This is a genomic window from Lactobacillus ultunensis DSM 16047, assembly GCF_001436305.1.
Lineage (GTDB): Bacteria > Bacillota > Bacilli > Lactobacillales > Lactobacillaceae > Lactobacillus > Lactobacillus ultunensis.
The window spans coordinates 39,005-52,910 of sequence record NZ_AZFO01000007.1 but is presented as its reverse complement, the minus strand read 5'-3'; the positions used below and the strand labels follow the sequence as shown (position 1 = coordinate 52,910).

Annotated in this window: 11 protein-coding genes and 2 pseudogenes; all 13 read left to right on the top strand. The window is 34.0% G+C overall.

Annotated elements, in window-relative coordinates; translation table 11 throughout:
• The first annotated feature begins 1 nt into the window (after position 1).
• The 13 genes and pseudogenes from FC57_RS03620 to FC57_RS03560 all read left to right on the top strand — a co-directional run bounded on the left by FC57_RS03620 (position 2) and on the right by FC57_RS03560 (position 13,813).
• Positions 2 to 1,060, top strand: coding sequence for an ABC transporter ATP-binding protein (locus FC57_RS03620; protein WP_007126670.1), 1,059 nt, complete (start codon positions 2 to 4; stop codon positions 1,058 to 1,060).
• Between the two features lie 20 nt (positions 1,061 to 1,080).
• Positions 1,081 to 1,920 (top strand): ATP-binding cassette domain-containing protein, encoded by an 840-nt coding sequence (locus tag FC57_RS03615; RefSeq protein ID WP_007126671.1) that lies wholly within the window; start codon positions 1,081 to 1,083, stop codon positions 1,918 to 1,920.
• Positions 1,921 to 2,550: 630 nt separating this feature from the next.
• On the top strand, positions 2,551 to 4,344 hold the full coding sequence (locus FC57_RS03610) for a plasmid pRiA4b ORF-3 family protein (RefSeq protein ID WP_040529936.1): 1,794 nt from the start codon (positions 2,551 to 2,553) through the stop codon (positions 4,342 to 4,344).
• A 195-nt stretch (positions 4,345 to 4,539) separates the two neighbouring features.
• Positions 4,540 to 5,688, top strand: a complete 1,149-nt coding sequence (locus FC57_RS03605) for a hypothetical protein (RefSeq protein WP_148449490.1) — start codon at positions 4,540 to 4,542, stop codon at positions 5,686 to 5,688.
• Entirely contained in the window at positions 5,688 to 7,193 is a 1,506-nt protein-coding gene (locus tag FC57_RS03600) for a coiled-coil domain-containing protein (RefSeq protein WP_007126674.1), read from the top strand. Before FC57_RS03605 ends, FC57_RS03600 begins: the two co-directional genes overlap by 1 nt.
• Positions 7,194 to 7,376: 183 nt before the next feature.
• A pseudogene (locus FC57_RS03595) lies at positions 7,377 to 7,642 on the top strand (sugar phosphate nucleotidyltransferase); the annotation flags it as partial.
• Positions 7,643 to 8,017: 375 nt separating this feature from the next.
• Positions 8,018 to 8,638: a hypothetical protein gene (locus FC57_RS03590; protein WP_040529938.1), complete on the top strand. Its 621-nt coding sequence runs from the start codon at positions 8,018 to 8,020 to the stop codon at positions 8,636 to 8,638.
• Positions 8,578 to 9,294, top strand: a complete 717-nt coding sequence (locus FC57_RS11220) for a hypothetical protein (RefSeq protein ID WP_040529941.1) — start codon at positions 8,578 to 8,580, stop codon at positions 9,292 to 9,294. The genes FC57_RS03590 and FC57_RS11220 overlap by 61 nt, the downstream gene beginning before the upstream one ends.
• On the top strand, positions 9,285 to 9,665 hold the full coding sequence (locus FC57_RS10605) for an SLAP domain-containing protein (RefSeq protein WP_338043451.1): 381 nt from the start codon (positions 9,285 to 9,287) through the stop codon (positions 9,663 to 9,665). The genes FC57_RS11220 and FC57_RS10605 overlap by 10 nt, the downstream gene beginning before the upstream one ends.
• A 223-nt stretch (positions 9,666 to 9,888) precedes the next feature.
• A complete protein-coding gene (locus tag FC57_RS03575; RefSeq protein WP_040529944.1) occupies positions 9,889 to 10,716 on the top strand; it encodes a hypothetical protein in 828 nt (275 codons plus the stop codon).
• 215 nt (positions 10,717 to 10,931) lie between these two features.
• Positions 10,932 to 11,639 carry an MgtC/SapB family protein gene (locus FC57_RS03570; RefSeq protein WP_007126681.1) on the top strand — a complete coding sequence of 236 codons (708 nt, stop codon included), beginning with the start codon at positions 10,932 to 10,934 and terminating at the stop codon, positions 11,637 to 11,639.
• Positions 11,640 to 11,784: 145 nt separating this feature from the next.
• Positions 11,785 to 12,660: pseudogene (galU, locus tag FC57_RS03565) on the top strand (UTP--glucose-1-phosphate uridylyltransferase GalU).
• Between the two features lie 172 nt (positions 12,661 to 12,832).
• A complete protein-coding gene (locus FC57_RS03560) occupies positions 12,833 to 13,813 on the top strand; it encodes a serine hydrolase domain-containing protein (protein ID WP_236695705.1) in 981 nt (326 codons plus the stop codon).
• Positions 13,814 to 13,906: the final 93 nt, after the last annotated feature.

Here is a 13,906-nt window from a genome sequence, read left to right as displayed (position 1 = left end):
AATGCCAGAAGAAAGAGTTTTAGATGTTAAAAATTTAAAAATTGATTTCCACACTTATGCTGGTGAGGTTAAAGCTATCCGCAATGTGTCCTTTCACTTGAATAAGGGTGAAACTTTAGCAATCGTAGGCGAATCTGGTTCAGGTAAGTCTGTTACTACTCGTAGTATTATCGGTTTATTGGCACGTAATGCCAAAATCGAGGGTGGCGAGATTGATTTCCATGGTAAAAACTTATTGGACTTGCCTGAAAAAGAAATGCAGAAGATTCGTGGTAATGAAATTTCAATGATTTTCCAGGATCCAATGACTTCACTTGATCCTACGATGAAGATTGGTCAGCAAATTGCGGAACCTTTGATTAAACATAAAGGTGTTTCTAAAAAAGAAGCTTGGGCCAAGGCACTGGAGATGATGAAGGCTGTTGGAATTCCTCATGCTGAAGAAAGAATCAATCAATATCCACACCAATTCTCAGGTGGTATGAGACAGAGAATTGTTATTGCTATTGCTCTGATTTGTGAACCTGAAATTTTGTTGGCCGATGAACCAACTACTGCGCTTGACGTAACTGTTCAAGCTGAAATTTTGGACTTAATGAAAGATTTACAAAAGAGAGTAAAAACTTCAATTATTTTCATTACACACGACTTAGGTGTTGTTGCAGGAATGGCTGATCGTGTAGCCGTAATGTATGCCGGTGAATTCCTTGAATTCGGCGGTGTCGATGAAATCTTTTATGATCCACAACATCCATATACTTGGGGCTTAATTAATTCAATGCCAACACTTGAAAGTGATACTTTGGAATCAATTCCGGGTACTCCACCTAACTTATTGGATCCACCAAAGGGTGATCCATTTGCCCCAAGAAACAAATATGCAATGAAAATTGATGTAGAAAAGAAGCCACCATTCTTTAAAGTATCAGATACGCACTATGCAGCAACTTGGTTGCTTGCACCAGGTGCACCAAAGGTGGAACCACCAGCAGAAATCCAAAGACGCTGGAAGAAATATGATTTAATGAAACAAGAAAACAAACTACCAGGAGTTAAGTAGTCGCAGCAAAGGAGAATTTTATGCCAGAAAAAAAGAAAATTTTGGAAGTAAAACATCTAAAACAATACTTTAAAAATGGCCGTAATGTCACCAAAGCTGTTGATGATGTAAGTTTTGACATTTATGAAGGTGAGAATGTTGAAAATCTGAAGAGTAGAGCTGATAAATTAGCTTTTACTAGGGATGCTCAAATGATTTTTCAGGATCCTTATGCTTCGCTTAATCCAAGAATGACTGTTGAAGATATCATTGCTGAAGGGCTTGATATTCACCATTTGGTAAAAAACAAAGAGGAAAGAAGCAAGCGAGTAGAAGATCTGCTTGAAACTGTAGGTTTGAACGAAAGTCATGCCAGTCGTTTCCCACATGAATTCTCAGGTGGTCAGCGTCAAAGAATCGGGATTGCTCGTGCTTTAGCGGTAGAACCCAAATTCATTGTGGCTGACGAACCTATTTCAGCTTTGGATGTGTCAATTCAAGCTCAAGTTGTTAACTTGATGATTGAATTACAGAAAAAACGCGGGTTGACCTATCTCTTTATTGCACACGATTTATCAATGGTTAAGTTTATTTCTGACCGTATCGGGGTTATGCACTACGGTAAATTGCTTGAAGTTGGTCCTGCAGACGATGTATATGATCGTCCATTGCATGACTACACCAAGAGTTTGATTTCTGCTGTACCAATCCCTGACCCAGAAATTGAACGTAGTCGTACTCGTATTCCTTACGATGCTCAAAAAGAAGAAATGGATGGTAAGGAACGCAGCATGCATGAAATTCGTCCTGGTCACTTTGTTCGCTGCAGCGACGATGAAGTTAAGCACTATGAACAAGTAGCGGCTAGTTACGAAGACTAATCTCTTAATCAAAACTCTCTAAATAAGTACCAAAATAAGCCTCAGAAATTCTGAGGCTTATTTTGGTGTAAAAAGAAAGCTACATTGTTGTACAACCTGTTATAATTAATTATTAATTTAGTAATGTATAGCTCCTGAAAGGAAAGATGAATTTCAAGAGATTATGTATCTACGTTAAGGCCCATTGTATGCTAGGATAAAAAGATAATGGCAGACAATGTACTGTTATATAAATATCTTTATCTTTGATATATTGGAATAGGTAAGGTTATTCCAATAAAACGTATACTTAGAAAATCCGTGGGTGATTTTGTCTACAACTAAGTATGTAGGTGAAGAATTTAATTTGTCTATATTAGATATGTTGTTTGTGGCTTTACCATTTTCATGGAAAGGCAATGCACAACAATCTCTTGGAAGGCTAGAGCGTGCCTAATTACGAGTTTTTGATATTATGGTTTGAAACTGTAATCTCTAGCCGCCTTGAACCTCTATTAAGCTTCTGGCTCGATTATTATTTTTAGTTATTTTAAATTTGAAAATTAAAAATTTATTACTAATTCTATGATCGCAAAAGTATTTGAAGCTTGATAAAATAGATTTACATTTAAATACGAGTGAGGGAAAATTATGTCAATGATTCAATATGGTCAAGATATCTATCATGAAATTGGTAGACATACTTCAAGAAAGAAAATTACGCCCTTTAATAATTGGCAATTAACTAAGTTTACTTTTAACAAAGAAAAGTATTATTTATTTGTAGAGATTGATTCAGGAATAACGGTAGTTACTGAGAAAATTGATAAAGATGAATTTCAAGATAATTTAGCTATCGTCATAGATAGTTTTGAATATATTACTCTGCAGCAAAGAGATTCTATTTTTAATGCAAATTCAGAAGATGGATTTAATTTAGTTTATAGCTCTTCAATTGATAGCTCAATAACTAAGGATCTGATGAATTATATTCAGAATAACTCACAAGATTTAAACCAAAAATTTAATTTTAAGAATAAAAATATGGTTGTTGAGGATAAAGCGTTAGTTTTGTCACTGCTTTTGATGAACCTGTCACAAGATTATATGTCACGTTTAATTGAAACAATAGCTTTCCAAGTTAATCAGGTCTTTCCTATCAAGACTAAACGTCCTCGAGCAAATGTTAAGTATTACGATTTAAGTCCGAAATTTATTGATCCAATTCATTGGGAAGAATATTTAAATAAAGATATTTCTAAAAATGATGAGATCACTGCTGAAATCAAGAAAAACAATGAAAAGATTATTGATCAATATTTGAAAAATGCACAGATGGATTCTGCTGTCTTTACTGGAAATCCTAGAGATCAATTAAGAGACTTTACAAATAATTTTTTGCTTTCGAGAAGGTTGCGCTTTGTAAATAGTAATTTAGGAGATGTGAGTTACTATATCTGGCTGTGTATTTTTTATGGAATTAAGCCAGACTTTGGTCATTCTGATGAACACTTCAAGACCATAATTGCTGGTCTTTTAATGATGTTTAATGATTTTTATATTTTCTTAAGCCGAGTAGGGTTAGTTACTCAAGCGGATTCAAATAGAGTTAATGATATCTGTCAACAGCAGTTTGTAACCTTTACTGAAGATGAATATGCGGATGAAAACACAAATGGCAATGTTAAGCAGATGACTGAAGACCTCTTAACAGATATAAAGCAATTTAATGAAAAACCTGATGATAAGAAAACTGATGCAGAATTAGCTGATATTGTCATGAAGTTAATGAAATTTGGTGAAAAGGCAAAACTTACTCAAAATAAAGGTGAAATAAAAGAAAATAAAAAACGAAACGCTGCCATGTATGAAATTCGAGCAAAGCTAAAAGGATTCAAGCCATTAATTTGGCGCAGGTTTGTTATCAATGGTAATAGTAGTCTAGAAACTTTATCACAGGCACTTTTACTAATGTTTAATGCAGCAGGAGGTCATATGTATGATCTTTATAATCCTAAAACTGATACTCGGTATGAAAATCAGCAAAATATCGAGATGATGAGTGAATGGCGGACTGAGGATGCTGTAAATTCTGAAGATGTAAAAGTATCTACTTTAAATGAAGGCGATAAGCTGTTGCTCACATATGATTATGGGGATAATTGGGAAATCGAAGTTAATGTTAAGAAGATTTCTTATAAAAATGTACAGCTTAAGTATCCGCAAATTATTTCAGGTAAAGGATTAGGTATTTCAGGTAAAGGATTAGGTATTATTGAAGACATTGGAGGAGTCTGGAGCTTACAGGACTACTATGATACGCCTAAAGCACAATTGGATCCCGACCTGCTTGATTGGATTGGTGACATAGATCTTGATGAGTTTGATAAAGATGGTCTAAATAAGGCGCTTGAGCAGCCACCTTATCTTTATGCTTCGTTTTAAATATGGAAAGCAATCTTCTTGTAGTTTTAATGTAAGCGTCAAATAAAATAGTGTACTTAAAAATCGTCCCAGTTGCTGTTATACTGAGACGGTTATTTTGTTTCTTTTTCTACCATATCAAGTGTCTAAAAGTCCGAGATTTTTTGATATCATTAATAAAGAAAGTATAAACGTAAATTATAGAAGATGATAAAAATGGAAAAACAGTTAAGCTTATTTTCGACTGATGATCTAGATTCTAAAGAATTAAAGCCTGAAGACAAAGAGAAAAATACACAGGCCAGTTATTCGGCATGGGGATGGTTATTTCAAATTACTGCTGCAATAGTGATGGGATTAAAATATAGAAAAAATTTAACAGAAATAAAAGTAGAAGGGAAAACGGAAGATATTGAGTTATATTTCAAAAATAAAAAACCAATTTATGTTCAGGCTAAATCTACTGGTAAATCTATTGAAGATACTTCTAATGCTACACAACATTGTACAGCTGCTTTAAATACGTTAATAAATACTAGTAATATTAAAAAGAATAATTATTCACAATTAATATATATTAGTAACTTTCTTAATCCGTTAAAGCTAACAGACGAAGTTTGGCGAGCTTTGTGGAAACCAAATAAAGATGAATTATTAGTACAAAATTATGCTAATGATATTCCTAAAGAGGGAAAAGATTATTTAAATGAGCGGGCAGATGAAGCAAAAAATCAATTAAAAAAAGGTGGATATTTGAGTACTGATTATTATTTTGATTGGAATAAGGTTTCGGTTGCTACTTTAATCTTTTCGAGAAAAAATGAGGAAAATCTTGAAGATAATATCAAAGAATGTGCAGCCTTGAATAAATTGGTAGATGAGATTTTAGAAAGAGATACTAATGTATTAAGAGATAATATTGAAGCAGAGTTATATCGAAGATACGGAAACAATGCTACTAATTTTAAGTTAACGATAAAAAAGAATGAAATTTGTAGTTTATTTATTTATAAGATTGTACAGGGAGCACCTGAAACATATTTAGAAAAAAATATTCCTATATTTGAACAAGCAGATGTAGAGACATATGCTAAAGGATTTATTGATGAACAGTCACAAAATATTGAAGTAATAAATAAAATATTGGCAGATTTTTATGAATTTGATGCGTCAAAATATAATAATGAAGATGAAAAATTAAATGCCTTTATTGATCAAGAAGGTGAAGATAAACAATTAAAATCTTATTTTCCAATGGATGAAAAAGATGAAGAGATACAAAAAGGTTGTTTAAAGTACCTTACATATAAAATTTTGTATAAGCAACGTGTTATCAAAAATACGCGGGAGGAATTCAGTATATAATGATTATCAAGAAGTTAAAGATAGTATCATCTGAAGGAATTAGAGTTTTATCCTTTTCGTTAAAGACAATAATAAATAGTAAAAAAAATTCAGTAGGGAAAAGTACTATTTTGAGAATATTATTTTATGGTTTAGGATATCCGATTCCCAGTACGTATAAGTTAAAATTCAAAAATTTAAAAATTTGGATAACTTTTGAGCGTGATGGAAACACTTATGAGGCATATCGTTATTCTGACTATTTAGAATTAAAAAAGGATGGAGAAATATTTTACACTGATCCTGTTGCAGCTAATTTGACTGAATGGTATTCCTTAATATGGGGAATAGATTCATTAGCAACTTTAGAGAATTTGATAGGTGCTATTTATTTAGAGCAAGATAAAGGATGGACTTTGTTAAATAGAGGAAAAGTAATAGGAAATATTAGTTTTAATGTTAGAGACTTACTAATTGGTTTATCTAGTGAAAATAAAGATTTAATTAGTATGATAGATGAACAAAATAATTTAAGAAAAATCCATGATGAGACAAAAGCAATTCTTAAATTAGAAGAATTTACACGAGATTCAAATAGAACAAATGATTCAGATTCAAAGGTGAATGAGGAAGATCTTAAAGAATATAAAAATATAAAGGTAAGAAAGCAGTTCTTACAAAACAAAATTAGTAGGTTAAAAAAATATATAAAACGTACAGATAATTTAGAAAATTATATATATAGTTTGAATTTACTCGTGAAAAATCCAGAAAATGAAGATCATCCAATTGTAGTAAGTAAAAAACAAAATAACTTAATAAATTTTAAGGATACGATAGATTTCTTAAGAACAGAATTAATAAGCTTGCAATTAGATTTGAATGAAGTTGAAAAAAAAGAGGCGCAGCTCAATAAAAAATTAGATCAAGATGTTAATACTCTTTTTTCCACAGAGGACGTAGTTGAAAGTTCATTAAATGCACTAGGACAAATTAAGATTAATAGAGATCTTATTGAAAAAAAACAGGAAAATATTGAATATGAATTAGAGTCTTTAAATAAAGATATTAATACAGAGTTTAATAAAAATAAGGAAATAATTGAAGAAACAGAAAACTGGATAAAAAGATTTGCGAAGATTTTAGGAGTAGAAGACGTAATAAAATCACATACTAATTATTTACTAACACATGATATAAAATCAATTAGTGGTACTCAATATTATAAAGTAGTGTTTTCATTCAAAATGGCATATATTAAAGTTATTGAAAAGTATACTAATGTTAAACTTCCAGTTGTTTTAGATTCACCTAGTGGTAGGGAAGTTACACAATCTAATATAAAAAAAGTCATTGATATCTTAAATAAGTATTTTGAGGATAATCAAATCATCATAGCTTCAATTTATGATTACAAATTAAAAGGAAAGAAAAAAATTGAAATAAAGAATAAAATTTTTGAAGATACTGATTTAGGTTTATTGCAAGAAAATACGGCTAAAGATAAGAAATTAAAAGCAGAGTAGCTGATGATTACGTGTAGTAATTGAGAGCGTAAAATAATAAAGCTACATAACTCATCCTCGATTGTAACCCATCAGATTATTTTACAACTTCCACAACATACGATTTTGAAGAAAACAAGATTCGATGCTTTTAACCATTGTAAAACATAATCGTCAAATTGATTGATATGAGGAGAGAATAATATGAAAGTAAGAAAAGCGGTTATTCTGCAACCGGTTTGGGTATGCGTTTTTTGCCAGCAACTAAGGCATTACCTAAGGAAATGCTACCAATTGTGGACAAGCCGATGATTCAATTTATCGTGGAAAAGGCTAAGGCTTCAGGTATTAAAGATATTTTGATCATTACGGGTAAGAATAAACGTGCGATTGAAAGCCATTTTGACTCAAACTCTGGGTTGGAACAAGATTTACAAAAGACCGGTAGGTCAGAGTTGCTTAAGTTGACCTAAGAAGGGATCGCTAATCTTGGCATTAACTTGTACTACATGCGTTAACTACGAGGGAATACGATTTACCATGGACGTTAGATGGGACGATGACTTAATGAGAAAGTGCCACACAAAGAATTAATATGATTGCGCAAAAAGCATAGCCACAGCGGCGAAAAATAGAAGTGTTATAAATGATTTTATAAGCTGTTTCAGTTTTAGCTGAAGCAGCTTTTTTAGACAGGGAGAGTAACGAATCTTTGCATAATAAATGAGTTTTAAATTAATTTTGCTAAAATCTCCTGCAAATATTTAGAAATGCCTTTTTTTAAGAGTCTTGGTAGTATTATACATGTATATATAATTTCTCAAAGAGTGATAAGGAGTACAGAGATGAAGAAAGGTAAATTTATTAAGCATAGTAGCGCTATTGTTGTGGCATTGTTGGCTGTTTCACCAGTCGCAACATTTGCTACAGCTAATGGGTTAACAACTACAGTAAAGGCGGACACTAAAGCAGGATCATCAGAAGACAACCCAATTAAGCTGACCATTAAGATTGATAAAGCCAAATTCAATAAAGCGGCTATGAATGGCATAACATTCAGTATAAATAGTTATTTGCATATTTATCAAGATGGAAAAGAACTTTCTATTGATCCTCAACAAATAATAGAGGAACATAGTGCTCCGACTGTCGTTAAAGGAACTAAGGTAACTTTACGGAAAGTTGGTTGTAAATTAGCTGCGAAAACATGGTATGAAATTAGAGATGCATCAGGGCTAGATCATCTTATCAAGACTCCTAGCAATAGCTATGACTTTTTAATTCCAATCAACTACACTTTTATTGCAGGTAGTGAAAAAGACCATGTTGATCCAAGTCTACCTAACGGCGGTACTAACACTAAGGAGACAGCCATTAATTTAACCTGGGGATTAGATGCTTCTAGTTGCATGCAGGTGATATTGGACTTTCATATCCTGACCAATTTGATAAAAATATGTATATAATTGCTGATGGTCAAAGACTTACTAAAAACGGATCACGATTTAATGATTTCTCTGGTGGTACATGTTTGGTAGATGTAAGTGCAGCCGAAAATAGTAAATTGCCTACAACGGATAATAGTTTAGGTGTAGGACGGACATATGAACTTTCTAGACCACTTCTTGCACAATTAACACCAAATACTTGGTATAAGTATACTGATGCGGCTGGGAAACAAGAAATACTAAAAACAGATGAAGATGGTTATCTTTATAAACATGATAGACTTAGTAATCTTCTTGATGCAAAGGGTTATGAATCTGGAAAATACTCTTTAGGTAATGCAATTAGATTTACCATTGGTAAAGATGGCAAGGGTTATCTTGGCGATAATAAAGATCAAGCAACCAAGCCAGATAGCCAAGACCCTGTTCACAAAAAAATGATAATAAGTCAGACAATAATGGTAAAAAGTCAAGTGATCAGGGAGATCAAAGTAGTACTGGTAATGATGCTTCAATTGTTACTTCAGATGCTAATAAAGGAAACTCATCAAGTGATAGTGTCACACCTAAAAAAGTATCAGGTGAGGGTACGCAAACACCAAATAAGTCAGATCAAGAACCAGACAAGCCAACTCCAGCACCTGAATCAAAAGCTAAAGCCACAATTAAATTAATTAAGAAGTCATATGTTTACACTAAAAATGGTAAATTAGCTAAGAAGAATGGCAAACGAGTTGTGTTAAAGAAGTCTACCACTCGTAAAGTTTTGAATAATGCAAAAGTAGTGAAAATCCATGGTAAAGCCTTTTATCAAATTGGCAAGAATCAATTCGTTAAGGCAGTTAACGTAATTACATCATCTCAAAAGGTTAATGTAAGAGTAGTTGTCAAGGGAAGAAAGAATGCTAAAGTACGTACTTATACTTCAACAGGGAAGCGTACTAGACACTTTGTTTATGGCAAGAAAAGTTACAAATTTACTGCTAAACGTGGTATCAAAGGCAAGACTACTACAAGTTATCAGGTAAGAATTGGTGGATTCTAGCCAGCAAACTGATTATTAAGTAATTACGGTCTAGAAGGTACTAGAGCTGCTTAGAAAAAAATTGATAATAAATGACGTCTTAGCTTTTGCTAAGGCGTTTTTGGTTAAGCCATAATTAGAATCAATTGTTTTTTCCTGCAATTTTGCAGAAAGTGGAGTAAAATCCATTCCTTATGTTATTCTTAAGCATGAAATAATAGTGATTAGGTATAGAGGGATGAAAATGATCGATTATTATAAAAAAGCGTGGAAAGTTACTGGCACTTTGGAGAAGTATCAGTATTTTAGATTAGTTTCAATTGCTTGGGTATTATTATTAGCTTTCGCTATCCTTGACTCAATATTTACTGGTTTCGCTGGTATGTCACTGGGTGGAATAATAGAAAATATAATAGAACTGATAATTATTGTTCCAATTATTTGTATTTTGGCTTACGCTGATATTAGATTTTTCCCGTGGGCTAAGGTGAACTTGAATCCTCACAAGAATATGTCAATTATTGAAGACATGAAAGATGGTGCTAGACAAGAATACGAGGACACTTTGAATGAAGGTCCACGTCAGTATTCTACCTATGATATTTCTTCAGAAACTAAGATGGAGAATGTGCCAGAAGACGTACCAACTGATGTACCATACAGCGTTCGTCAACAATTGAAAGCAAAATATGGTAGTAATTATGATATTTATCGGAATAACGGTAATTCTAATGCCACTCCAGCAGATGTTTTTGATCAAACTAGAGGAGACATTAAGAGAAAATACGGTGATCAATACGATGTTTACGCAAAGCGGCCTACCGTACAAAGACCTCGTACAACGTATTTTCTTACGAAAAAGTACTATCAAGAAAGTTATCTGGAATTCAAGTTGCGTTTAAAGACCAACCAGATAGCTGGTGCATTGGAAGTACTATTCGTCCGTATGATTATGTTTCCAGTATTTAATTTTATGTTTAACTTTATGATCTTCTGGCCTTTGGCATTCCTCATTGGCCCTTACAAAATGAGATCTGATGTTAAAGCAACGTTTGGACAAGTAAGAAAGTAAGGAACGTTAAGTTAATTGTAAAAGCAATCTTCTTGTAGTTTTGACTATAAGAGGATTGTTTTTTATTTTGACATCTATTAGAAGCAAGAATCTAGATCAAGAAGGTATTGACCAATTAGCATTACTTAAAATAAGATTGAAGAATGCATTTAATTGCAACCTCCTTCCGAACAATCTACCATTTGAGATAGAGTGTAAGAAGAGAGTGTGTAAAAATGAGTCTTACTTTAAATGATGTATTTTTCCGTTTGCTTTTTGCAACGCTGGTTTCTGGGATAATTGGCTGGGACCGTGAACAGCGTAATCACCCTGCAGGGATTAGAACGCACATCTTGGTTTGTATTGGTTCATGTATTTTAGCCTTATGTCAGATCGCCATTTGTTTGCAAGCTTTAAAAATATCGCAGCTGCATCCCTTTTTAACACGGGTAATCACAGCCAATCCAGCACGGCTAATCGCCCAAGTAGTTAGTGGCATTGGCTTCCTCGGCGCCGGCACGATTGTAGTAACCAAGCATTTTGTAACTGGACTAACAACTGCAGCATCCCTCTGGGTCACCGCCGCCTTAGGCATCGTCATCGGTATGGGTTATTACGAGATTGCCATTCCCGGATCAATCATTGTAATTATCGTCGTTATCTTGCTCAATCGTTTGCTAAAAATTAAACGGATCCATCAGGTAGAGATTAAATATTATCATCGCCAACAGACGACCAAACTTTTGAGAAAATATTTCCATCAAAATCATATCAAGATCGAGCACTATAGTTTTCATATTAACAAATCAGACATGGATGGCGACGAGCGGATTTATACTACTGTTTATACGCTTAAATTGCCTAAAACATTAACGTACGATCAGATGCTAGACCAGCTTTCAGCTAATGAAAATATCGTGCAGATGAATTTAGTAGCTAGATAAAAAGTTGGATTTAATAAAGGATTGATATGTAAATCAACCCAATTATTTTATGAAAATAATTAGTTGCAAATATGAAGGAAGCAAGGCTAAATATACGTAAACATAGTAAAATATATTTATATTACTAGTTGATGGGAGAGAAAAAATGAAAGTTAGAAAGGCCGTGATTCCCGCAACAGGCTTGGGTACGCGTTTTTTTTACCTGCAACCAAGGTAATGCCTAAGGAAATATTTTGATAAGCTAACGATTCAATTTATTGTGGAAGAGGCTAAGGCTTCTGGTATCGAAGATATTTTAATCGTTACTGGAAAGAACAAGCGCGCGATTGAAAACCACTTTGATTCTAACCCAGAATTGGAACAAGATTTGGCTAAGACTGGTAAGACACAATTATTGAAGTTGACTCAAGATATTATCAATTTAGGAATCAACTTGTATTACACTCGTCAACCACACCTGGCTGGGTTGAGGGATGCCGTTTACCGTGCCCGTAGTTTCGTGAGCAATGAGCCATTCGTGATTATGCTTGGCGATGATTTGATGAAGGACAAGATTCCTTTGACCAAGCAATTAATCAATGAATACGACAAGACTCATGCACCTGCCTTGGCAGTAATGAAGGTGCCACACAAGGAAGTTTCAAAGTATGGTGTGATTGCGCCTGATGGCAAAATTGCAGACGATTTGTACAATGTTAAGAATTTTGTAGAAAAGCCTGCAGTAGATAAGGCTCCAAGTGATTTGGCTATTATTGGTCGTTACTTGTTAACACCTGAAATTTTTGATATTCTTGAACATCAAAAGCCAGGTCGTGGTGGCGAAATTCAATTGACTGATGCCATTGGCAAGATGAATGAAACTCAACGCGTTTTCGCTCATGTATTCAAGGGCGAACGTTTCGATGTTGGTAACAAGGAAGGCTATCTTGAGACTTCTATTCAATATGGCTTGCAGCACCCTGAAACGCGTGATGCTTTGCGGAAGTACATTATTGAATTAGGTAAAAAGTTAGCAAAATAATCTAACTATTAGGGAATTGATCAAAATATTATTAAGACCAGCGTAAGTTTGGCGCTGGTCTTTTGTATTAACTTCGTTTTTCTATTAAACTGGTTGTAAATGTATGTGGCATAATTTTGGAGTGATAAGGATGAAAAAGAAGATCACAATTGGCTTATTTCTGGCATATATTTTGTTTTGCGGCTTTCTTTTTATCAAAAATAAATACATCACACCCAAGCAGCCTTCACTGCAATCAGAGAAGGTACAGAAATATCAAAAATTATTGGGCAATGCTGGCTTGAAAGGCAACCTGACAATATATAAAAATGGGCAGCGAATATGGCAATATTCGACAGTAGGCGATGCTAATTCTTCCTATTTAATTAATTCTGTCCAGAAGGAGCTTACGGGTGGCTTGGTTATGCAAGCGGTAAGTCGGGGTAAGCTCAGTTTGAATGATAAGATAAATAAGTTTTATCCGAATGTCCCAAATGCACAGAATATTAGTGTGTTGAATTTGCTGGAGATGACTAGTGGGCTGGATCCGGCTGGTCCGATGGGGGATGCACCTTACAATAATGACGATGCAAATGCTCAGAAGATGATTCAGGATACGCATTATAATGAGCAGAATTTTGGCAAGTGGGATTATCAAGATCTCGATTATATTTTGCTTAGTCATATTTTGGAAAAGGTCAGCGGTCAAAGTTATGAAACGCTGTTTGACAACATGTATGTTTATCCGCTGAAATTGAAGCATACTGACTTTGTGTGGGCGGATCAGCAAAAGCTGAAAGAAATAAATTTTCTCCCTAGTGGACAGAATATTGACATGAATGCGATTCACAGTTTATTGGGTGCGGGCAGTGTTGCGATGTCGAACGATGATTTGTATAAAGTGAGTGCGGACTTGCTGAATGGAAAGTTGCTGTCCGCACAGAATAAAGCGATTATTTATGCACCTGGTAATAATCCTTCTCACTATCGTGGCGGTCTTTATACTAAAGGCGATTACTATGAATCTAACGGTAATGGTTGTGGATATTGCAACTTTTTACGTATTTCTAAGGATGGAAAGGTTGCCGTTATTTTGCAAAGTATGGATAGCAGTCGCTATGGTGATTTAAGCAATGCGGCCGATGGCATTTATGCGGATTTGTTTGGTAAGTGAGGTTGTTTTTCAAACATAATAAAAAAACGAGGATTACTATTGTAATCCTCGTCTTTCATATCTAGAAACACGAATCAAGCGCCTTTACGCGTG